This is a genomic window from Flavobacterium sp. NRK F7 (assembly GCF_024054195.1).
Taxonomy (GTDB): Bacteria; Bacteroidota; Bacteroidia; order Flavobacteriales; family Flavobacteriaceae; genus Flavobacterium.
Genome location: NZ_JAMXLB010000001.1, coordinates 256,637 through 281,058 on the forward strand (window position 1 = coordinate 256,637; position 24,422 = coordinate 281,058).

Genomic DNA, 24,422 nt, shown 5'->3' on the forward strand with positions numbered 1-24,422 from the left:
AAGCTAACTTTATTTAATAATAGGTATTAAAAGAATAACCTTCGTTCCTTGAATTTCATTATTTTCGTTCAACACATCTTCTATGGTTACTCCAATTTTTTTTTCTTTTCCAAAGTTTAATAATTCCAATCGATTTTGATTCGCTTGTGTTGCAAAAGAAAGGTGCTTTTTTTGTCTCAATTGAGTTGCTTTCTCTCTACCAATTCCATTGTCTATTATTACACATTGCAACATTTGTTCTTCTAGCAACATCCTGAATGTTACACGCAACTTTCGATCCTCTTTTTTGTGTAATAATCCATGTTTAATAGCATTTTCAACATAAGGCTGAATAAGCATGGTAGGTATTTTAATTTCTTCATTTACATCGCCAATAGCAATAACATAAGTAAACTTCTCTTCGAACCTAAGTTTTTCAAGCTCTAAATAAATATTTAAGCATTCAATTTCCTCTTTTAATGAGATATATCCTTTCGAACTATGATTTAAATAGGCTCGAATTAAATCGGCAAATTTTGCCAAATAAGAGCTCGCTAAATGTTTTTGATTTAAAACAATATATTCTTGTATAGAATTTAAAGCATTAAAAATAAAATGTGGATTCATTTGTGACTTTAAGTTTTCTAACTTTAAAACTGCCAATTCACTTTCAAATTTTGCATTTCGTAAAGCGAGCTCCTTCTCTTTCTCTTGAATTGCTAATTTATTTCTATAAAAAACAATGATTATTCCGAAAATAAATAAAAAAACAAGCAAAACAAACCACCATCTTTTCCAATAGGGAAGGTTAATTTGAAAGCTAATTTTTTTTGACATAAAATATTTATGATTGCCATTTTTAGCTCTAATCTCAAAAACATAAGAATTGGAAGGAAGGCTATTAAAATTAATAAAATTGATATTCTTTTCAATAGGTATCCATTGGTCATTTAAGCCTAACAATCGGTATTCATATTGCAATTCTTCATCGGGAAAATAACCATTGGTATGAAAACTAATTTTAATTCGATTACTATCATAAGGTAAATTATAATTCTCTTGAACCAAAGTCTCTTTTTCATTAATCGTTACCGATTTAAAATAGATCTCATTTGGATAATAGGTTTTCGGTTGAATATTCTTTTCAATTTCTAAAATAGCTTCTTGACTTACTAAAAGAATGTTTTGATCATTAACAATCAAACCTTTTGCATTTCCCATATTTGCATCATCGTTCAATAAAGATGGTTTAAATTTTTTGGAAACAGCATCAAAAAGTTGAATTCCTTTATCGGTCACAATCCATATAGCATTCTTATCGGACTTTAACTCTTGAATTACTACCGATTTCAATCCGTTACTCGTGTCTATTTTATGAATAAACTTACCGTCTTTATAACCTAATATTCCTTCAGAAAAAGTTGCTATCCAGACCACTCCATCAGAGGTGGCACAGATTTCTTTAGCAGTAATGCTTTTGTTGTTATATGTTAAAATTTTCGAAGTAAAATCACTCTCATAAACAATAAGATTGTCTACATAAGAAACATATATTTTTTTATTGTTTTCATCATAAAAAGAACGATACGCTCTGCTAAAGTTTAATTCATTTTGCTTTTTGATTCTGTTATTTTCTAAATAAAATACCGTTGCTCTGTCAAAACCAGAGTAAACAATTCCATTAGAATTGCCTATTTGTTGTAAATCTTTCGCATTATGTAAATAATCCAGTGTTATGATTTTTTTAGTTTGTAAAGAATAGCTATAAAAACCACCTTCTGTACTTATTAAAAGTGCATTTTCATTTTTTAAAAATAAAAGAGTAGCAATTTTTCTCGTTTTTTCAACTACTACTTTATCTTTTTTACCCTCTTTCAAGTCTATAAAAAACAGATTCCCTTTGGTTGTACCAATAGCAATTTGAGTGGGTGCTATCTTTTCTACAGTTGAAATAGCTTCTCCATCTACAATATTCTCATAGGATTTAATTTGCAAATTAGGCACTATAAAAACGCCATTATTTAATGTTGAAACCCAAACTGTTCTATTTTTATCTAAGATACTTTTAGTAATAAAATCGTTCTTAAAAAAAACGTTTTTTAATTGTGCTCTATCATTATCAACATCAATAATTACTATCCCGTTCGAAGTACAAAACCAAACCTCTTCTTTGTTTTCTGAAATAGTAACAATTCTATTATTTTGCAATTCTTTGGGAATTGCAATAGCTTTTAAATGATTTTCAACAATTTCAAAAAAATAGTTTTTATTATGAAGGTTGTCATAGAGTAAAAGGTAGGATTTGCTTTTAAAATTGAAAAACTTAGGAAAAATGTTACTCCCAAAAAAGGGTAGGTTTACTTTCTTTTTTTCTACATTATTTGATTTGTTTATAGTAAACATCGTGTCGTCAGCTGTAAAATAAATAGCTTCTTCGAATAAAAATGGAGCTCTTATAATTGGAAACTTTGTAGAAATGGGTAAAGTAATCTTTTGGCGAACCTTTGTCTGTAAATCAACTGAAAAAATAATTGAATTGGAAAAAATAAATAAAGTATTATCTAAAAAAAAGAACTCAGATAATTCTCCTTTCAATTCATTTTTTAAATCTAAAAAGAGTTCCAATGTATTGTTTTGTACATAAAAAAACTGACCTGATATATTATTACACCAAAGTTGTCCGTTTTTATCTAATTTTAAACCAAAAACAGAAAGACCTCTTTTATCTACATGATGATACGATGCATATTCTTTTCCATCAAAACGATACAAACCTTTGTCAGCAGCAAGCCAAACAAAACCTTCATTATCTTCTAAAATATCGTAAAACTCAACGTCTGGCAAGCCCTCTTTCTCACTCAATTTAATAGCAATAGGGTCTTGAGCAAACAAAATGTTCACCACAAAATAAAACAAAAAGCTATATCTTACAATTGTTTTCAAGTAATCAAAAATAGCACTTTGATATGAAATTTTAGTGTGCTATTTCTGAAAAGGGGTTTTGGCTTTCTAAATTAATCCTTCTCTATGGTGATTTTTCTTTTTATTTCTGTACCAAATTCATCCACAACGGTAATAATATACGTTCCAGTAGTGGCCATTATCTGCTTTTCATGAAACGTTTTTGTAGTTCCTAAAAAAGTATCATTCAAGTACCAAAATAGTTCCGTATCAGGATTCGAATGTGCTACTTTTAAAATTACGGGTTGCGTTTTCCCTTCAAAGTTTTTGGTTAAAATAATTTTACTATTAGGATTTGGGTATATAAAATCCATTTTCTTATCCATTGACACCTCAGCACAATCAGACCGAAATGGAGGAAGTGAAACATAATTTGCATGCTTGCTTTTGTAATACCATTCTATAACTGGCGGCAAAACAAACCAAGATTTTGCGACTATAGCGTCTACCTTTTCACAAGAACTATTCACTCGAAATTGCTCGGTGCTATCTAAATGAACCAATTTATGATACGGACAATTCTCGGTCTTTTTTTCATTTTTTGGAATCCATTGTAGTTGTGCAATACAATTTTCTTGTGCCAAATAGCCTGATTGCTTGCATACTTTTTTCTCTTCTAAATCATTATACGGTATGGTAAACCAATTGGCTTTAGGAAACAAACGAAAGACATCAAACAAAATAGGTGCAGCACTTTCCACTCCTGTTAAAAGCGGTCGACCTTCCCCAGTCGCATTTCCTACCCAAACCCCTACTACATAATCTTGAGTAACTCCAACAGCCCAAGCATCTCTTCCTCCAAAGCTTGTTCCAGTTTTCCAAGCTAACTCAATAGAAGAGTCATAAAATCGCCAGGCTTCATCCCCTTGCGGTCGATTTACCTCTTTCATTGCATTAAAGGTATGCCAAATTGCTCCTGCGCTAAAGACATTTTTTTGCTTTTTAGAAGGTCCAAAATCGATTTTCACTGCACTATTGTAATTCAAATTAGCCAACTCATTTATTCGAAATTCATCTTGAGTTTTAGTGTAATGAGTAAGCGTACTCGACATATAAGAATAGGAACGACATAAATCCCAAAGATTCGTTTCAGCTCCTCCTAAAATTAAAGAAAGTCCGTAATTAGAAGGATGACGATTTACATCACGTAATTTTAATTTTTGCAATTGCTCATAAAATTTTGTTACCGAATAATCTTGTAGCATCAACACTGCTGGAATATTTAAAGAACGGGCTAAAGCTCTATTGGCAGCTACGGCTCCATCATAAGATAAGTCATAATTTTGTGGTGTATATCCAGAAATTTGGGTTGGAATATCAGGGATTAAAGTAAATGGTAAAATCTCTCCTTCATCTAACATGGAAGCATATAAAAAGGGTTTCAGAATGCTTCCTGTACTTCGTGGTGCTTCAATAATATCGACATCTTTTTGATGGGCAACGTCTGTGGGACTATTACCAACATAAGAAATAATATTCCGTGTTTTTACTTCCACCACTAAAACAGCAATATTATATACTTGATTTTGTTTATACAAATTATAATATTGACCCACAATATCATTTACGCGTTCTTGTACACCTAATTGGATTGTTGTTTTAAGCTTTTTTCCGTGGTGTTCTTTTGCTATTTTTTGTAATAAGTGGGGTGCAATTTGGGGAACCGCAAATGGTTTTTGAGGCAATTCTTCTAACAAAGACAACTCATAAGTTTCTTGATCAATGGTTCTATTTTCTACTAATTTTTTTAATAAGCGATTTCTTTTTAGTAACAGTTTTTGTTGATTCTTTCCTGGATAAATCAAACTAGGAGCATTTGGCAAAACGGCTAAAGTAGCTGCTTCTGCCCAAGATAATTGATGGGGTTGCAACCCAAAATACCGCCATGAAGCCATTTCTAGACCAACTACATTACTCCCAAAAGGTGCATGAGCTGCATATAACTGCAAAATCTTATCTTTAGAATAGCGAAACTCCAATCGGGTAGCTAAGATAATTTCTATAAATTTTTCAAAATACGATCTTTTTTTACCATCTCTATGCAAACGAATGACTTGTTGCGTTAAAGTACTTCCACCTCTAACTACTTTATTGGCTTTTCGATTTGCTTTAAAAGCGTGGTACATTGAAATGGGATTAAACCCAAAATGATTATAAAAATGTTGATCTTCGAATGCAATAATGCAGGCTTTAAATTTAGTTGGAACACTATCACTTTCAGGAAATCTCCATTGACCATCATCTGCAATTTTTGCACCTATAAATTGACCTTCTTCACTTTCAATAACGGTTGTGTAGTTCGCGTCAAAAAGAACTTTGGGTAAACAAAAATAATAAACAACCACAAGAAGTGTTCCTATGGTTGTTTTAAAAGGATGTTTTTTTAGAAACCGAATTGGTTTTTGTATTATTCTTTTACGATATTGATCCACTGTCCTTTGTTTCTCACAATATAATTATCATCATACATCGCTTCACACTGAATTCCAGGTAAATAATAGGTTCCTAAGAAAGAAGCATTTAATAAAACGGTAAACGTTTTAGATTCATTTATACCTAAATTAAAATAGAAATTGGTTCTATCATCTCTAATATCGATGTAATCCGCTTTATTTTCTGTTTCACTTCCAAAGTCAGTATAACGAGAATTCATGATTTCAAATCCTGAAGGTACAATTTGCGTTAAAGCAATGTTGTTTATCCTTTCTGAACTATTATTTCTAATGGTAACCTGACCTATAATTTCTGTTCCTTGCCCAACCGCATTAAAGTTAATAGCTCCACCGGCTTTATTTCTGTAAGAAACCGCAGCTGTTAAGTTCTTTTGAATTTCCTTCTCTTCGCCGATTGGTAAAACGCCGCTATTTAAAACTCTTACATACAGCGTACCATTATTGTTGTTTTTAACCGAAACACTATATTTCCCTTTATTTACTAAAAGAGCCTTATCAACAACTGATTTTTGTGTCGCTAAATTTTCAGATTTTCCACCAAAATTAATCCCTACATTTACTCCTTTTTCACCATTTTTTACTGCAAATTTAGACATAGCATAAAGCGAATAAGCTGTGGTTTGTGTACTCATATATTGGTTAGAGGAAAGATTTTTAGCTAATACATTGGCCAATTCAAAAGCTTTTGTCTTATTATCCATTAACAGATAGGTTTCTAACAACATGGCTCTACTTCTATCTTCCGAACCATAATAGTAATAATAACTTCTTGGATTATACTCGAAAGAACCTATAGACCCAATTAGTTTTTGAGCCGCTGCTTTTTGACCTACAATTGCATAGCAGGCTGCTAAACGCAATTTAGATTCGTCAGAAATTCCAACTGTTTCTCTTAATCTATTCATAGAACCTAAATCGGCTGAACCTGCTAAAGCTAAAGTGTATAAACGATAGGCTTGTGCAAAATCATTATAATAACTCGCATTGTATCTCCATTGCTTGGCTTGTCGTTGTTGATAGGATAGCCATTTTTGTTTGAAACCAGAAGGCAATACATATCCTTTTTTCTCCGCTTCAATCATAAAATGACCAGCATAAGAAGTTCCCCAATCATCAGGTGTACCTTCACCTTGCCAATAGGCAAGGCCTCCATTGGAAACCTGGAATCTACCTAACCTTTGAATTCCCTGATTCACGTTATATTGTATTTTTTGTTTGCGTGCCTCATCAATAGCTACTACATCCGCTAAATACAATTGCGGAAACACACTTGATGTGGTTTGCTCAACACAACCATGTGGATATTGAATGAGATATTTTAACCTTCTATTAAAATCGATGGTTGGAAACGACGAAATTTCAACCCTAGCATTATTTGTACCTACCACTCCAAAAGTTTCCCAGGTTATTGATTTTGTTGTATTCGGTTCCAAAACCATATCAACAAAATCAGTACTTTCAGGATTAGGATTAACAATATCTACTTCCACAGGAAATGAAGCCTTCTCTGAACCAGAAGTTGCCACCACTTCTATTTTACCAATACCTGTTACGTCACCCACTTCTAAGTTAAAATACACCATTTTTTCATCTGGAGAACTAAAACTCACTTGTTGTTTTGCGGATTCTAAAATTCGAATACCGTTATTGGTCTTCACTTGAACCGTTACATTTTTTACATTCTTTTCCATTGCAAAAACGGTCACTGGTAAGGTAATTTTTTCGTTAGGCGAAATTTTTCTTGGTACGGAGGCTAAAACCATTAAAGGACTTCTAACGGGTGTTGTTTTTTCAGTACTACCATAAGCATTCGCAGTAATATCTCCAGCTACGACCATTGTACGAACGGATCCTACATAATTTGGCATTTCAAATGCATGTGATTTTGTTTCTCCTTTTTCCAATTTAAAAGGTCCCAAATAAATTACAACAGGTTTAAATCTGTTGGCTTTTTTAGCTTTTCCACCTCCTAAATCTTCATCACCACCAATACTGAAAATTTGATTTATTTTTCCACCATAAGCACCAATTACATCATCATAGACATCCCAAGTCTTCACTCCTAAAGCTTGTTTAGAATAGAATTTATCCCAAGCATTTGGCGTTTTAAATCGGGTTAGATCCAATAATCCTTCGTCTACTATAGCAACAGTATAGGTCATTTGTTTTCCGTTTTTCTCACTAACTTTCAAAGTTGCTTTTTGTTCAGGACGTAAAACATCTGGCAGCACTACTTGAGGTTCCAAAATGGTGTTTTTATCTACAACTTCAATAGGAACAATACCATACATACGAATTGGAGTATCATTAGCCGTTGAGGCATGTGGTTTCAATAACGTAATATGAACGTAAACATTAGGAGCCATTTCTGGAGTAACTGGGATTTCCACTTTAGTTTCTCCTTTTGTAGTGGTTGTCCACAACGTTTGCACCACTTTAGAGCCGTTTTCAAGAGAAATTAAAGCTCTACCGCCTTCGCTTGATGGAAAAGAAATCATCGCTTTTTCACCAACTGCATATTTTTCTTTGTCAGATGCAAAAACTAGCATATTTGCTGTTGCTCCATCACCAGATTTTGTCTTTCCAGACCAATAAGGCCAATCTATTAGTTCTGTAGTACTTGTTGCGTGACCATCATTAGGATCTACTACACGAATTAAATATCTTCCCCAGTCACCTTCTGGAACCAAGAATTGAAAACTTCCTTTTCCACTGCTGTTCGTTGAAATGGTAAAGTTCTTATATGCTGTAGTTACATTATCCGAATTATAACGCGATAAATTATCGCTGCCACTATTCCACCACCATCTCCATTCAACTTTATATACTCTAACTTCTAATTTTTTAACCGCTTTAGGTTTACCGTTTTCAGACAGTGTTACTACTTCAAAACGGTTCGTCTTATCCGTTTCTAACATACCGTATTTATTGGTTTCAGGACTTTTTAAACCTACATAAGTTTCGTAGGGAGAAAAACTTGCTGTAACCACATCTGTACTAAAGTCGCCACCGTTCTCATAAGCTTTGGTTTGCATTACAATTTTTAGTTTTCCAGGTGCTTGACTTGTAATTTCAGGTTTTAGAGTAACATTCGTTTTTCCGTTTTCATCAATTTTTCCAGAAAATACATTTACATCTTCTGTATAAAAATCTCTGACTTCATCATCAAAATCAAAATTACTATATCCTTTAAAAGTAGTTTGCTCTTTCATGAATTTAGCTTGCATTTCCACTTTTAAATTTTTCGCAACTGCACCATGAAGCCAGTTCACTTCCAAAGTTCCTTTATTAGGACTGTTTCCCGAAATTTGCGCATCAGCAAAACTATTTTTAATCTTTAATCGATTGGGTTTAATCGTTTCAATTTTAATGGATTTGAAGAAATTCGCTCCACCAACCGTTATTTTTGCTTCCCAATTCCCTGTAATATCAGTATCTTTAGTAGCGACTTTAAATTTATAATGATTATTTTCATTATATTTTTGTACCGCTTGATACGTTAATTTCCCTCTTGGATCCGATAATTTAAATTTAATAGGGTGTGATTTTTCCAGTTTATTTTCATTATCATTTAGCATAAAAGCAATATGTAAGGTGTCTCCCGGTCTCCAAACTCCTCTCTCACCATATATATATCCTTTAAGTCCTTTTTGTAAGGCTTCTCCATTTACTTCAAAATTACTGACAGATAGCGATTGTCCTTCATCTAATTTCACGTAAGTGGTGTTATTATCTTTGGTAACAATGGCAAAATAAGCATATCTTTTTATTTCAGCTGTAGCTAAACCCTCTCCGTTTGTTGTAACAGTAGCTAATTTTTGTTGTTGATAATCATATAAATCAACAGTAGCTCCAGACACTGGATTTGTAGATAAGATATCGTTAACCGCAAACACATACGAACCATTTTCTCCTCTTTTAGCAATTACACCTAAATCTGTAGCTACAACATTGGTTGCAATACTATTTCTATAATAATACGAATTATCACAAGGATTTTCCCTTTCGTACCAATCATAATCATCGTAATAATAATCGTCATAATAATACTCACTTGTACTTCTTACTTCACCATCATCTCTAGTTTCGTCTTCTTCCATAGGCTCTACATCATCAGAAGAGGTACATTTGTACAAGGAATATTTTTTATTAAATGTAATTTCAACACGATAGATAGCTCCAGGTTCAGGAGAAATAATTTTAGCCAAATCTAAAGCATAAGCACCCCATTTACTATAATTCGTTAAATTGTTCGTTTTTAGAATTATTTTTTCTTTCGCAATCGGAGCAGCCACTTTTTGAAGGTTTCGGTTTCCGTTAATTTGATTATCCTGAAGAAATTGTAAAATGTTATTTTTAAAAATTTTATACACCTTCACATCAACAGCACTCAAGTTAACAGCCTCAAAATTGATTTTTAGATTATTGGAACTTGGTAAAATCGTTCCACTTTTTATAAAACGAACGGCAGGTTTAATTTGCTCAAAGGATACTTTTTGAGAAAAATTTTGCTTCATTTTATAGCCATCTTCACTTTGAATTCCTTGAAAAACTTCTACTAATAATTCTCCTTTTAAAGGTTCATTAAAAAATACTTTCAATAAATTTCCAGCAGTAGAAAATTTCAAATCTGTTGCTGATTCAACATCTACTAGACCATCAAAATCTTGACCTTTTTTTAAAGGGTCAGAAAAATTTAACAACAAGACTTGATTGTTGTCTTCTTGCACTTCAGCATTAATTATTTTAAAGTTATTTTTTCCGGGTATATCAAATTCTAAAGTTCCTTTTTGATCTATTCCTTCTTCTTTACCGTTCCAATTAATTAGTATTTTACTATCTTCAACAAAACGCTGAATACTATCGATAACAAATTTAAATTCTTTATCCGTACTCAACTCCTTATCAAATTTTACGGATACTATTTTACCATCTTGGCTCACTTGTATCAGTTTTTTTGCTTTTTCTAATTCCAAAGCATCACTAGTGGACAAAACACCATTCAAGTACATATAATCTTTACTGTAAGATTGTAAATCCAATGTGGTAACAATAAAATCTTGTTTAATGGTTTTCAAAGTAAAATTGAATTTCTTTAGCTCTTTTGAAACGTCTTTTATTTCACCTAGATGAAAGCTAATTTGATATTCTTTATCGGATTCTAAATGCTCATTTGGAACAAAAGCAACCGTATTCGTAGAGAGTGCTATTACTTTTCCATCTACCTTAGGATTTATAGTAAACAAATCTGCATCTAATTGCTTGTTTGGTGACCAATCTGCATTATCAAATGCTAAAACAATTCTAATATCACTTTTAGCTGAAACAATACCCGAACTATAATTTAAAATATATTCTTTAAATAAGGAGGGATCAGAATTAAAATCTTTACTGTCTTTAGAACAAGACACCAATAGCGTTACAACTAAAAAAAGTTTCAGAAAGTGATTGATTTTCATAAATTTAAGTATTAAAGAAAGGATACAGAATTTTCGAATTTAAAGATAGTATTTTTTTAATAAAAATCCGACAAAATTTAGCGCTTTAAACGAAAAAAAGCACGCATAAGAAGGGCACATTCTTTTTCTAATACTCCAGAAACAATTGTTGTTTTTGGATGTAATTGAGTTCCCATTTTCACAAAACCTCTATTTTCATCAGAAGCACCGTAGACAATTTTAGAAATTTGACTCCAGTATAATGCACCAGCACACATTTGACAAGGCTCTAAAGTGACATACAACGTACAATCTTTTAAGTATTTTGCTCCTAAATAATTAGCCGCACTAGTAATGGCTTGCATTTCGGCATGCGCTGTAACATCATGAAGCAATTCTGTTAAATTATGTGCTCTTGCAATAATTTTATTATCAACTACAATTACAGCACCTACAGGTATTTCGCCCTTTTCGAAAGCAATTTCAGCTTCAAATAGGGCTTTTTTCATAAAATATTCGTCTGTAAAAATTTTTTCCATTTTTCAAAATTACAATTTCCAATTATTACTTTTGCAACATGACTGAAAATTTACTTTCTCAAATAGAAAACCCATCCGATTTAAGAAAGCTTTCTGAAAATCAATTACCGCAACTCGCAAAAGAGTTGCGTGAATTCATTATTGATATTATTTCTCAGAAAGAAGGTCATTTAGGTGCTAGTTTAGGTGTTGTTGAATTAACGATTGCTTTACATTATGTTTTTAACACCCCTGAAGATCTATTAGTCTGGGATGTAGGCCATCAAGCGTACGGCCATAAAATTTTAACCGAAAGAAGAACACTTTTTCACACCAATAGAGATTTAAATGGAATTTCTGGTTTTCCAAAAAGAAGTGAAAGTATTTATGATACTTTTGGTGTAGGACATTCCTCAACCTCTATTTCTGCTGCGTTAGGAATGGCAATGGCGTCCTTATTAAAAAACGAAACCGAAAAACAGCATATTGCAGTCATTGGTGATGCTTCTATTGCTAGTGGAATGGCTTTTGAAGGCTTAAATCATGCTGGAGTTACTAATGCGAATTTATTAGTGATTTTAAATGACAATGCCATTGGGATAGATCCTAGTGTGGGTGCTTTAAAAAACTATTTGACATCGGTAAAAGAAGGCAGAAATCCAAAGCAAAATAACATTATAAAATCATTGAATTTTGACTATTCAGGTCCTATAGACGGACATGATTTACCCAAATTACTTTCAGAATTAAGGCGACTACAAAATGTAAAAGGACCAAAATTTTTACACATTATTACCACTAAAGGAAAAGGATTACAATTAGCGGAAGAGGACCAAGTTAAATATCATGCTCCTGGTAAGTTTGAAGCTAAAACTGGTAAAATTCATCCTAAAAATGAAGAAGGATTACCTCCCAAATTTCAAGATGTATTCGGACATACTTTGGTAACATTAGCTAAAGAAAACTCAAGAATAATTGGTATAACACCTGCCATGCCTTCAGGCTCTTCCATGAAATATATGATGGAAGCTCTTCCTGAAAGAGCATTTGATGTAGGTATTGCAGAACAACATGCTGTTACCTTATCTGCCGGAATGGCAACACAAGGTATGATTGTGTTTTGTAATATCTATTCTACCTTTTTACAACGCGCTTATGATCAAGTAATTCACGATGTTGCGCTACAAAATCTCCCAGTTATTTTTTGTTTAGATCGTGCTGGTTTAGTTGGTGAAGATGGTGCAACGCATCATGGTGTATTTGATATTGCATATTTGAGCTGCGTTCCCAATTTAATCCTTGCTGCACCTTTAAATGAAATAGAATTACGTAATGCAATGTATACCGCTCAATTAGGATTACATCAACCTATTGCTATTCGTTATCCAAGAGGACGTGGAGAAATTATAGAGTGGCAACAACCTTTTGAAAAAATTGAAATTGGCAAAGCCAAAGCATTAAAAGAAGGCTCAAAAATTGCTTTTCTTTCAACAGGAACGATTGGAACAAATGTGACTAAGGCTATTGTATTATGCAAACAACCAGAAGCTGTTGGCCATTTTCATTTTCCTTTTATAAAGCCTTTAGACGCTACTGCTTTAGACGTCATTTGTAAAAAATACGAAAAGATAATAACGATAGAAGACGGAAGCATCATTGGTGGTTTTGGTTCGCTTATCAATCACTATATTTTAGAAAAAAAATACGCTATAACAGTTGTAAATCTTGGAATTCCTGATACATTTATAGAACAAGGAAGTGTTCCTGAATTACAACATATTTGTCAAATAGACGTTACAAATATTACTAACCAAATCAATTTATTACTTTAAAATTATGAAAAAAGCCTTCCTACTAGGGTTTTTATTTTTTATCATTCAAACTAATTTTGCCCAAATTATCAGAACCAAATTACCGGACACTATTACCTACTGGAACAAAACCAACAAAGTAGGATTAGACATTTCTCAAATTACTTTTGTAAATTGGAATGCCGGAGGAAACAACTCTATTTCAGGTTTATTAAAAGGAAATTTTATTCGAGAATATTCTAAAAAAACATTAAACTGGAAAAACGAATTAATTTTTCGATACGGGATAAACAAACAAGAAGGACAAGAAGTTAGAAAAACAGATGACCAATTACAAATTAATTCGACTATTGGTTTTAGAAACGACACTATCTCCAATTGGTTTTATGGAGGAAAGTTCAACTTCAATACCCAGTTTGCAAATGGTTACTCCTATCCAAACACAGAATTAGCCATTTCAAAACCTTTTGCTCCTGCTTATATTTTCCTAGGAATTGGTGCCGAGTATTCTAGAAAAGACTTGAATTTAAATTTATACCTTTCACCATTAACACAAAAAACTACTTTAGTTTTAGATGAACGGTTAGCTAACCAAGGTGCTTTTGGTGTGGATAAAGCGGTTATTGATGACGTTACTGGAGAAATTCTACAAAACGGAAAAAGATCGCGCACTGAAATTGGTATCTTAGTTACCAATCAATGGGAAAAAGAAATCTATAAAAACATTCATTTAGAACACCGTATTAGTTTATACACAGATTACCTCAACAATTTCGGAAACATTGATGTAGATTGGCAACTGCAACTTAACATGACCATTAATGAATATGTAAGAGCCAATATTGGCACCCATATTATTTATGACGATGATATTAAAGCAAAAGAAGAAATTGATGGTGAACAAGTTATTGTAGGTCCAAAAATGCAATTAAAACAACTACTTGGTGTAGGATTAGTTTACAGCTTTTAAATACTGATTAATTTATCAACATTAACTTTTGATTGCTTTATAGTATAAAAATTATAAAGTAAATTTACAGTATGTATGCTTTAATTGATTGTAATAATTTTTACGCTTCCTGCGAACGTGTTTTCCAACCACAGCTTAATGGAAAACCTATTGCCATCTTATCTAATAATGATGGCTGTATCATTTCGCGTAGTGATGAAGCAAAAAAATTAGGCATTCCTATGGGTGCACCAGAATTTAAAGTAAAAGCATTATTAAAAGAACATCAAGTACAGGTGTTTTCCTCCAATTATTCTTTGTATGGCGATTTAAGTCATCGCGTAATGAAAATACTAGAGCAATTTACACCTTGTGTAGAAGTGTACAGTATAGATGAAGCCTTTATGAATTTTGAAGGCATGTCGATTACTAACTATCACGAATATGGTATACAAATTAAGGACAGAATTAAAAAATGGACAAGTATTCCAACTAGTGTGGGTTTTGCTCCTAGTAAAGCACTTTCAAAAGTAGCCAATAAGATTGCTAGAAAATTTCCAACACACACTAATGGAGTATATGTAATTGATACCGATGAAAAAAGAATAAAAGCTTTAAAATGGACAAAAATTGAAGATGTTTGGGGTATTGGTTTTCGCTTAAGTAAAAAAATGAAAGCTAAAAATATCCTTACTGCCTATGATTTTATTCAACCGTATCATGAAACGTTTATTAAAAAAGAAATGGGAGTTGTAGGCTTGCGTTTAAAATATGAATTAGAAGGGAAATCGGTTATTGCTATTGAAGAACCTAAAAACAAAAAAAGCATCGCAATTACTAGAAGCTTTCAAAAAAACATTACCGATTACAACGAATTAAAAGAACGCGTTTCTACATTTGCTATGGTTTGTGCAGAAAAATTACGCAAACAAAAATCGTGTTGTTATAATGTCATTCTTTATCTTCGAAAAGATAAATATATGGAAGAAAATGCACGTTATAATTTTTCGCGCATGCATACTTTACCCTTTGCAACCAATTCAGGTATAACCATTAGTAGCACAGCCATAAAAATGCTTAACGAAATATTCGAAGAAAATGCTATTTATAAAAAAGCAGGTATTATTGTAACCCAAATTATTCCAGAAGAAACAAAGCAATTTCACTTGTTTGAAGAAGAAAATCCAAAACATCAAATTGTAATGAAAATAATGGACGATTTTCTAGAAAAAACAGGTGAAAGAAAAATAAAATTGGGCAACCAAGATTTAAAAAAAACTTGGAAGATGAAACAAAAGCACTTGTCCCAAAAATACACTACCGATATTAGAGAAATACTTACCGTAAAATGTTAGATCCTGATAAAAAACTTCATTTCTTTATTCCAAAAACTGACTCAAATATTGAGTTGCCTTATATTGCCGCTGGTATAAAAGCGGGGTTTCCTTCTCCTGCAGCCGATTTTGAAGAAACAAAAATTAGCTTGGACAGCTTTTTGATAAAAAACAAAGAAGCCACTTTTTATGCTAAAGCAAGCGGCAATTCTATGACTGGTGCAGGTATCGATGATGGAGATATTTTAGTAATAGACAGAAGCCTAGAACCCAGTGATAATAAAATTGCGATTTGCTTCATCGATGGCGAATTTACAGTAAAAAGAATTAAAATCATTGATAAAAAACTTTTTCTTCACCCTGAAAACGAAGCTTACCAACCCATAGAAGTTTTAGAAGAAAACGAATTTATGATTTGGGGAATTGTTACTTATGTCATTAAAAAAATGATTCGTTAATTTAGGAATAAACACTATATTTACATTTCATTGTACGCTACTTTAATTACAATTGTGGGAATGCATCGATTTATTGTAAAAACACACTTCTTTTTTCTACTTCTTTTTTTCCAAAACCATTTAAATGCTCAGGAGATAGAGGTTAAAAACATTACTTTGAATCACGAGAATTTAGTGGCTCTAGAAAAAACACAAACAGACAACCTTTTCGATTTATTAAACAATAACGAACTTGAAAAAGCGCATCATCAAGCAAAAAGACTTCTTAAAGTTTTAAAAACAAAAGAGTCGTATGTTCGAATTCAACTATTACTTTCTCATTACTACAATAAAAAAACGGTACTTGATTCTATGGCTTTTTATGCAGACAAAGCATTAAAAGGAACAGAATCTATTAAAAATGATTCCATTAGAAGAATTTTAGCCGCTAGTAGCTATAATCTATTGGGATTATCCAGCAATAAACGAGGTCTTTATGAAAGCAGTAAAAAGTATCATTTAAAAGGAATTGAAATTGTTGAAAAACAAAAAAAAGGATATCCCTATTATGTTAATTTACACGGATTAGCCAATATTTATTCCAAGCTTTCAGACAAAGAAAACGCCATCAAATATTTCAACCAATGTTTACAATATAAAGAAGATGAAGAGATAGTAATTGGAAGCTATATTAATTTAGGCTCTATTTATGTGGAGAATGAAGACTATGAAACGTCTAATAGTTATTTTAAAAAAGTAAAAGCTATTTGTAAAGAGAAAAACAATTGGCAATGTCAGGCCTTAAGCGCCTTAAATATTGGTGTCAATTATGTATCTATTGACAATATTCCAGAAGCTCTAAAGTATTATAATGAATGTTTGGAAATTTGCAAAAAAGACAAACTGTATATTATACAAGTAATAGTGAATCAAAACATAGGAGAGATATTATTTTCACAGAATAAATACCAAGAAGCCGAACTTTATTACTTAAATGCCTTACATGTTGCCTTAGAATATGATTTTTTAGAGCAACAAAAAAATATTTATCTCAAACTAAAAGAAATAGCAGTCGCAAAAGGTGACTATAAAAATGCGTATGGATTAATGACACGCTATTCAGAAGTAAAAGATTCTATTTCTAAAATGCAAAATGATCAAGATATAAATGAATTGGATATTAAGTTTAAAACCTTACAGAAAGAGAACGAAATCAAAGATTTGACGTTAAAAAACAACAATAAAATGCTTTTGCTTAAAAACCAAGAAAGAGCCATTGAAAATCTTAATCTACAGAAGGCAATTGAGAAAAAGCAGAATGAAAATGAAGTCTTAAAATTACAAGAAGTAACTCAAAACAAAGTCAATCAAATTAATTTGTTGCAAAAAGACAAGGAGTTAAAAGAGTCTGAAATTTTAAGAGAAAAGCAAGTTCGTAATATCATTATTATTGGTTTCTTAGTGCTGCTCATTCCCGTGATTGCACTCTCATTCGTATATTATCAAAAACAAAAAGCCCAACTTTTAATTAACAAAAAACAACAAGAAATTAGCGCGCAAAAGAACAAAGCACTTTTAAAAGATCAGGAATTAAAATTAGTGAAGGCTGAAATTGAAGGTCAGGATAAAGAACGCATTCGAATAGCGCAAGAACTACACGACGCTGTAGGAGGAAATTTAGCTGCCATTAAGCTACAATTAAACAATTCTACTTATGGCAAAGAAAATGAAATTAAACGCATAAATACCCAAATTAATGACACCTATAATCAAATAAGAAGTATTTCGCATAATTTATTACCGAAACGTTTCCATCAGGATAATTTTTGTGAATTTGTTGAAGAATACCAAAACAAATTAGCAGAAGCTAGTCATATACAATCGTATTTTTCGGCACATCCAAGAAATGAAATCAATAAAATAGACGAATTGATTCTTAACGAAGTGTATCATATTATTCAAGAATTAATTACAAATACCATTAAGCACGCCCAAGCCAATAACATCGAATTACAACTCAATTTGATTGGAAACCTATTTAATATTATTTTTGAAGATAATGGAAAAGGATTTGCTGTTGAAAATAACAAAGAAGGTATTGGTTTAACCAATATTAAAAACCGAATCCATCAACTCAATGGTAATTTACAAATTGATTCCACCCCAAATAGAGGTGCCATTTTTAACATTGAAATACCCATAATATAAAAACAAACATGACAAACATAATCATTGCCGACGATCACACTATGTTTTTAGAAGGATTGATTTCTTTATTAAGAAATGTTCCAGAAATTACCGTAACTGAAAAAGCTTCCAATGGAAAAGAACTACTCAAATTATTAGAAAAAAATACGGCCGATGTGCTTTTATTAGACATTAGTATGCCTGAAATGGATGGTGTTGAAGTAACTAAAATCATAAAAAAAACCTATCCTAAATTAAAAATTATTATCCTAACCACACATAGTAATGCACACATTATTGCCAAATTAAATCGTTTAGGTGTCGATGGGTATCTCTTAAAAAACGCAGAAAAAGATGAACTTTTATATGCTATTAAAAAAGTACAATCGGGAGAACATTATTTTTCTAAAGAAGTGGCTGCGATTCATAAAGAATATGAAACCAATCTAAAAAAGAACCTCTCTTCTACCACCGAATTAAGTAATCGTGAAAAAGAAATTCTTGTTTTAATCGCCAAACAATTAACAGCCGCTGAAATTGCAGAAAAAACATTCATAAGTTTGAACACCGTAAATACACATAAAAGAAATTTATTGTCTAAATTAAATGTAAAAAATACAGCTGGTTTAGTGAAGTTTGCTATTGAATTGGGCCTTTTAGACTAAGGCTATTGTTCTTCCTGAAAAAACAACTGCTTTAAATTTTTCAATGTAAGTTGCTCTTTGTGTTCCGTTTTTGTTCCTTCTTTAAATTTGGAATATTGATATACTTCATTCTTTTGTTCCAATAGCAAACCATGCTCTGGTTTTCCTTCTTGATTCAAAAACAAAAGCAATCCAGATTCTAAATCCTGCTGTTCTTGAAACAAGGTCGTATACTCATTTTTTTCAGTAATAGAAAATTTAGGAATACGATTGTATAATAAATTACTATAAATCGAATTCATTAAACTTGGGTTGTAAAAGTCTTTTTCAGAATTGGAAGTAACACTCTTAAAATTATATTTTTGAAAACATCGAATCGTTTGGGATGCATTTAAGACATAATTCACAATACTGGGAATAGCTGAAATTTTTCTTGAAAGTTCATATTCCTTAAACTCATATTGAGCAATTACTTCTTTTTCTTTTTGAAAAGATAAATTGCCACTTCCTTGTTCATTAAATACGATTTTTAGCCGCTGTTCTCGCGTATCAATTTCAGGATCAATAGCTTCTGCTTCTATCCGTTCTTTAATGATTTCATATCCATTCTTGATAAAATTCAATCGAATCGTTTCAGCATAATGCATGGCTAAAAGCCAAAAACTAACATGAGTACGTTCTCCATTTTTAAAAAATTCGGTTACTAATAAATGTCCGTCATCGAGTTTAAATTGTTCATGACATAACCCATCAAACAATACCCCTTCTTTAAAACTGCATGCTACCCAAACAGGCATTTTACCCGTTAATTCTATTTCTAAGATATCGGAAAGCGTTGTTCTATAAATCGTGTGTATTTCACCCTTTTCATAATAGGAAATTTCTGGAATTTCAAATTCATTTTCAAAAACGAAATAACCTTCATAGGGAAGATTATTCTTAAAGTTCCCAATTAATTCTTTTTGATGATTTACTTGATAACGAAAATCAGTCGTTTGCAGTAACAATCCGTGTTGGTATACATGTTTATAAGCCAATCCCTCAAACAGATAACTTGTAGCCACTAAAGTTCCGTGTCGTAAGTTATTTTCATCTAGAATTTCTTGGTCGTAAGTGTAATGTCCCATATTATTTTGTGTATAAAACGGCAATGTTATCAGAAAAAAAGCTATTTCTATTGACTTATTCATTAGTTTCTGAATAGCGGTATGACTATATTTTATCTGCATCCATTTCTTGCCAATAAAACTCGAACCATTCCAAACAATCTTCAGAAATGATTTTTAAATTTTCCATCACAAAGGCTCTCTCATATGTGGCATCCAAATAAGGAATGACATGTTCAATAGTAAAAACATCATGATCCAAATCTATGGTAGCTAAATACCGAAGTACCGTGGGCAAAAATTCCTTTCCTTTTTTCGAGAGTACCAAGACTGCATAACAAAGCGCTGTTTCTTGCTCATTCCTATATAAGTATTTGGCTTTTGGATAGTCACAGAATTTTTCAATTAGGTTTTGAATTATTGTGGTCGCCGTTTCTAGATTAGCCACTTTTTCAAAAAATGAGGGTTCCGATACAATAGTTCCTTGTGTATCTTCTATTTGGAATTCCAATTTAGTTCCTAAACCCAAAGTTTCTAAAGAGGTTATTTTTAGATACATTTGATGTAAGGCATCTAAAAGAGCATTTTCTAAAGCTATATCTTCCACTAAGAGGATAATTTTGTTCAAAGAATCTATCTCTTTCTTTTTCTCATGGGTATAGCTCGTTTTATGAATAGTATCGAGATTCGTTATTTCTAATGAAATAGGAAAACAAACCTCATTTTTCAATGAAATAGCATCAGGAATTACTGTAGAATAATAATTCGTTTCATCAAAAAGATAGAGATTATTGTCTTCAATTCTATACAATTGAGAATGAAAAAACGGAAATTGAAACATTCCTTTTCCGCTATTACTAGCTAAGGAATGGGTTATTAATAAAGCGGAAAGGCTTTTATCATTATAAACTTTTCTTAAAACTCCATTTCTCCAGCACAACCAAAAACCATCTTCCACAAAATAAACGGTGTTTAAATCTTCACAAAATTCGCAAACAGCATTTTGGTACTCTTCTTCTTCAACCTCTTTATTCAGAAAAAGTTCCGCCATCTCTTCACAACTGGATTCAAAGCAACTCAATTGGTATTTTTCAAAATCTCTAACAGGAAGCAATTCAACTTCAAACGTATTTAAACGGATAAGCATGATATGAAACTCAAACAACAGTTGCTTTTTTTCTTTATTTTTAACCTGTACCGCCCCATAATATGGCATTATGGCTACATTCGTTCGAGTATCAATAAAAGGTTTAACACTGTCGAAAGAAGAACAAGGCGCTTCAGGCAAACTAAAATACTGCTGCTCACTCGTTTTAGGATTGAATACAGTAAAACCATGCGTGTATTTTTTTTGTTTATTTTCATAGTCCCAATCCTGTTTATAAAACAACAAGCATCCATCTTTTCGAATTCCAAGATGAGATGCATAGCAATTACCCAATTCTTGAATGGCAATTTTAGTAGTTTTTAAATCTAGAGTAACTAGAAAAGCTTTATGATTGTGGTCGTGAATACAAATATATACTTGTTTTTGATTTACAGAAAAAACAGCTTTTGCATCGATGTTTCCTTTCAAATCATAATCCAATAGTAGTATTTTTTTCTTTGCATCAAACAGTCGTATCCAGCCATTCCAATTAATAACTACAAATTGATTTTCGTTATAAAATTCGCTTAAAATAATGGGTTCATCGTCACCAAACAAAGAGAAATTCCAGTAATTTTCATAGCTATCTTCATGATTTTTTTTAAAAACATGTACTTGATTAACTCCTTCTCTTTCAATTTGTAATTGATAACTATTACTCCTATTCATTACAATACCGATTCTAAATAATCCACTATCATATTGGTCATATGATTACTAAAAGTATCTCCATACAAACGTTCGGTAAGAAAAAGGGTTTTATCTTTTAGCTCCATGCTGAAATTATCTTGTTGATCTGTGTTACGAATATGTATTGTAGTTACACTTTCTTGTAACGCTTCTTTTCCGATGGCATCACTACAAATTTTTCCTATTGCCTCTTTCACATCATTAAAAACATAGTTTTCCAATCGACTCAAAGGATAAGTATCAAAAGCAGTAAAAGTTTCCCAATCAATAGTAATGGCTATTGGATAAGTAGCTACTTCTTGAATTTCTGATATGAATTTTGGCAAAGCATCAGTTTGTATAGTAGCTGCTAAGCGTTTTTCGGCTAGTCCCATAATAGTTTTGAATTTATTTGAAAACAAAACTATTGGTAATTAAGCTTCTATGAATCATTAAAAATAGTGATTTTTCATTTTGAAATATAAAAAAAGCTAGTTAACAATTAACTAGCTTTTGTATTTGAACTGATTTGATTCAATCTAAAATTTCACAGTCATTCCTGCTAAAAAGTTAATACCTGCTTGCGGATAATAACCTGCCCCTTCAATGGTTGTAATGGCTGGTGGGTTTGAAAAATCATCATCATACGTATAAAAATAACCGTTAGAAATGTATTTTACATCAAAAATATTATTGATTAAACCTGAAAAAACAATCGATTGAATTCCTTTATTAATTTTCCATTCGTAATTTACATTCAAATCGTTAATAAAATAGGCTTCTAATATCGATTTTTCTGCATCAATATTACCCATGTATTGTTTACCAACATATTTAGACAATAGCGAAATTTGCAACCCTTTCACTGGTAGATACGTGATATTTCCACCAGCTATAACATTTGGAGAAAAAGCAATATTTGTATCGCCTAAATTTTGCAATTCACCATCTCTTTGAAAATAGAACTCTTGATTCTTATTTTGACTCAAAGTTACATTAGGTTGAAAAAATAGGCCTTCAACTATTTGAATTTGGGCATCAATTTCAATTCCATAACGATAACTTTTACCACTATTTGTGAAAACAGGAGCACCTACATCATTTAAAGCTCCTGTTAAAACCAATTGGTTCTTATAATTCATATAAAAAAGATTGGTATTCACTTTTATCTTCTTAGAGACGTATTTCCAACCCAATTCATAATCGTTCAAACGTTCTGGTTTTGGTTTATTTTCATTGTTTTCATAATCGTCTCTTCTTGGTTCTTTATTGGCAATACCAAAATACCCATAGAACATATTATTCGCATTCAATTGATAATTCAAGCCCACTTTTGGATTAAAGAAACGAAATGTATCATTTACATCATTAAATTTAAAACTATCTGCTTGATAAAAAACCATTCGATATTGCAAATCGGCAAATACATTTACTTTATCAATAATTTCCTGACTTATTTTACTGTAAACATTTACATCGTCTTTATTTCCAAAGTTATCATAATAGCGATTTGCGTTTGGAGTATAATATTGTGTTTTTATAACTTCACCATAGTGTTTGCCTAAATATCTATTAACTGCTCCACCAATTTGAAAATCTGTTTTTTGACTATTATAGTTTAAGAAAAAGGTAGCTCCAAAAAAATCATTATCCAACCATCTGCGTCTTACTAAATCTGAAATAACATTCCCATTAAAATCTGGTAAATTATATGCTGTTACATCTTCATCTTCTTTATATTGTTCAAAGAAACCTTTTCCTGCTGTATAATGTAAAGAAACATTAGAACTCCATTTTGAATTCCATTTTTCTGACCAATGCAATTGAAAATGATTTTGCCAATAGTTGTCGGTTTCATTATCATAAAATTGTACATTCCCGTTTTCATCATAATACATTCCTGCAATATTATAGGTAGGATTATTCGCTAACATTTCTTCATCCTCCAAACCATACCAAGCTTGATACGTTTTTTCTTTTCCACCAAAAGCAATCAACTTTATAATGGTATTTTCTTTTACATAATTGGCATTAAAGAAATAACCAAACATATTTGTGGAAGCTCTATCAATGTAACCATCAGAAGCAATTTGAGACAAACGTCCATTAATTTCGAAGTTATTATGCAAGCCACTTCCGAAAGAAAGCGTATGTTTTCGAGTACCAAAACTACCCACTGAATTCGCAATTTCAGCATGCGCTTTTTCTTGATACGATTTGGTTTCCATATTCAAACTTGCTCCAAAAGCGCCTGCTCCATTTGTTGATGTTCCAACGCCTCTTTGCAGCTGAGCACTTTGTATTGAAGAAGCAAAGTCGGGTAGATTAACAAAAAAAGTACCATGACTTTCGCTATCGTTAAAAGGAACACCATTTAGAGTCACATTTATACGCGATCCATCCGAGCCTCTCACTCTCATATAGGTATATCCAACACCATTACCGGCATCAGTCGTTGTTACAACAGATGGTTGGTAATTCAATAAAATGGGAATGTCTTGTCCTAAATTTCGCTTTGCGATTTCTTCTTTAGAAATATTCGTAAAGGTAATTGGACTTTTTTCTTTGGCTCTTACAGAAGAAAGAACAACTTCATTTAGTTGGGTAATTTTTGTTGAATCTTTTTCAGTTTCTTGTGAAAAAGAGAAAAGAAAAAAAAAGAAAGTCAGCAAACTCAAAGATACTTTGGCCTTTTGATTTGTTGCTTTAGAAAGATACTTTTCTTTTTTGTGGAATAAAATTTTCATTCGTAAAAAATTATACGAATAAAAGGGGTCATTATTCTTGGT

General features: G+C 31.8%; 14 protein-coding genes. 6 read left to right on the forward strand and 8 right to left on the reverse strand.

Features of this window, described 5'->3' with window-relative positions; genetic code table 11:
* Positions 1-9: 9 nt before the first annotated feature.
* The 4 genes from NHF47_RS01045 to NHF47_RS01060 form a co-directional block, all read right to left on the reverse strand.
* Positions 10-2,922: a sensor histidine kinase gene (locus tag NHF47_RS01045; protein WP_252763177.1), complete on the reverse strand. Its 2,913-nt coding sequence runs from the start codon at positions 2,920-2,922 to the stop codon at positions 10-12.
* A 71-nt stretch (positions 2,923-2,993) separates the two neighbouring features.
* A complete protein-coding gene (pbpC, locus tag NHF47_RS01050; protein WP_252763178.1) occupies positions 2,994-5,372 on the reverse strand; it encodes a penicillin-binding protein 1C in 2,379 nt (792 codons plus the stop codon).
* Positions 5,348-10,852 carry an alpha-2-macroglobulin gene (locus tag NHF47_RS01055; RefSeq protein ID WP_252763179.1) on the reverse strand — a complete coding sequence of 1,835 codons (5,505 nt, stop codon included), beginning with the start codon at positions 10,850-10,852 and terminating at the stop codon, positions 5,348-5,350. Before NHF47_RS01055 ends, pbpC begins: the two co-directional genes overlap by 25 nt.
* Before the next feature lie 77 nt (positions 10,853-10,929).
* Positions 10,930-11,370 carry a nucleoside deaminase gene (locus NHF47_RS01060; RefSeq protein ID WP_252763180.1) on the reverse strand — a complete coding sequence of 147 codons (441 nt, stop codon included), beginning with the start codon at positions 11,368-11,370 and terminating at the stop codon, positions 10,930-10,932.
* Positions 11,371-11,408: 38 nt separating this feature from the next.
* Between NHF47_RS01060 and NHF47_RS01065 the strand changes: the two genes are divergently transcribed.
* From NHF47_RS01065 to NHF47_RS01090, 6 genes are all read left to right on the forward strand, one after another.
* Complete coding sequence (locus tag NHF47_RS01065) at positions 11,409-13,181, forward strand: 1-deoxy-D-xylulose-5-phosphate synthase (protein WP_252763181.1); 1,773 nt, start codon at positions 11,409-11,411, stop codon at positions 13,179-13,181.
* A gap of 4 nt (positions 13,182-13,185) precedes the next feature.
* Positions 13,186-14,130, forward strand: coding sequence for a DUF3078 domain-containing protein (locus NHF47_RS01070; RefSeq protein ID WP_252763182.1), 945 nt, complete (start codon positions 13,186-13,188; stop codon positions 14,128-14,130).
* A gap of 71 nt (positions 14,131-14,201) precedes the next feature.
* Positions 14,202-15,464, forward strand: a complete 1,263-nt coding sequence (locus NHF47_RS01075; RefSeq protein ID WP_252763183.1) for a Y-family DNA polymerase — start codon at positions 14,202-14,204, stop codon at positions 15,462-15,464.
* Positions 15,458-15,901 carry a LexA family transcriptional regulator gene (locus tag NHF47_RS01080; protein WP_252763184.1) on the forward strand — a complete coding sequence of 148 codons (444 nt, stop codon included), beginning with the start codon at positions 15,458-15,460 and terminating at the stop codon, positions 15,899-15,901. The genes NHF47_RS01075 and NHF47_RS01080 overlap by 7 nt, the downstream gene beginning before the upstream one ends.
* 60 nt (positions 15,902-15,961) lie before the next feature.
* Complete coding sequence (locus NHF47_RS01085) at positions 15,962-18,088, forward strand: tetratricopeptide repeat-containing sensor histidine kinase (RefSeq protein ID WP_252763185.1); 2,127 nt, start codon at positions 15,962-15,964, stop codon at positions 18,086-18,088.
* An 8-nt stretch (positions 18,089-18,096) separates the two neighbouring features.
* Positions 18,097-18,732: a response regulator transcription factor gene (locus tag NHF47_RS01090; protein ID WP_252763186.1), complete on the forward strand. Its 636-nt coding sequence runs from the start codon at positions 18,097-18,099 to the stop codon at positions 18,730-18,732.
* A 2-nt stretch (positions 18,733-18,734) separates the two neighbouring features.
* Here the strand turns inward: NHF47_RS01090 and NHF47_RS01095 are convergent, their stop codons facing one another.
* From NHF47_RS01095 to NHF47_RS01110, 4 genes are all read right to left on the reverse strand, one after another.
* A complete protein-coding gene (locus NHF47_RS01095) occupies positions 18,735-19,901 on the reverse strand; it encodes a hypothetical protein (protein WP_252763187.1) in 1,167 nt (388 codons plus the stop codon).
* Between the two features lie 22 nt (positions 19,902-19,923).
* Positions 19,924-21,633: a hypothetical protein gene (locus tag NHF47_RS01100; RefSeq protein ID WP_252763188.1), complete on the reverse strand. Its 1,710-nt coding sequence runs from the start codon at positions 21,631-21,633 to the stop codon at positions 19,924-19,926.
* Positions 21,633-22,028, reverse strand: a complete 396-nt coding sequence (locus NHF47_RS01105) for a hypothetical protein (RefSeq protein WP_252763189.1) — start codon at positions 22,026-22,028, stop codon at positions 21,633-21,635. The genes NHF47_RS01100 and NHF47_RS01105 overlap by 1 nt, the downstream gene beginning before the upstream one ends.
* Positions 22,029-22,172: 144 nt before the next feature.
* Positions 22,173-24,380: a TonB-dependent receptor gene (locus tag NHF47_RS01110; RefSeq protein WP_252763190.1), complete on the reverse strand. Its 2,208-nt coding sequence runs from the start codon at positions 24,378-24,380 to the stop codon at positions 22,173-22,175.
* Positions 24,381-24,422: the final 42 nt, after the last annotated feature.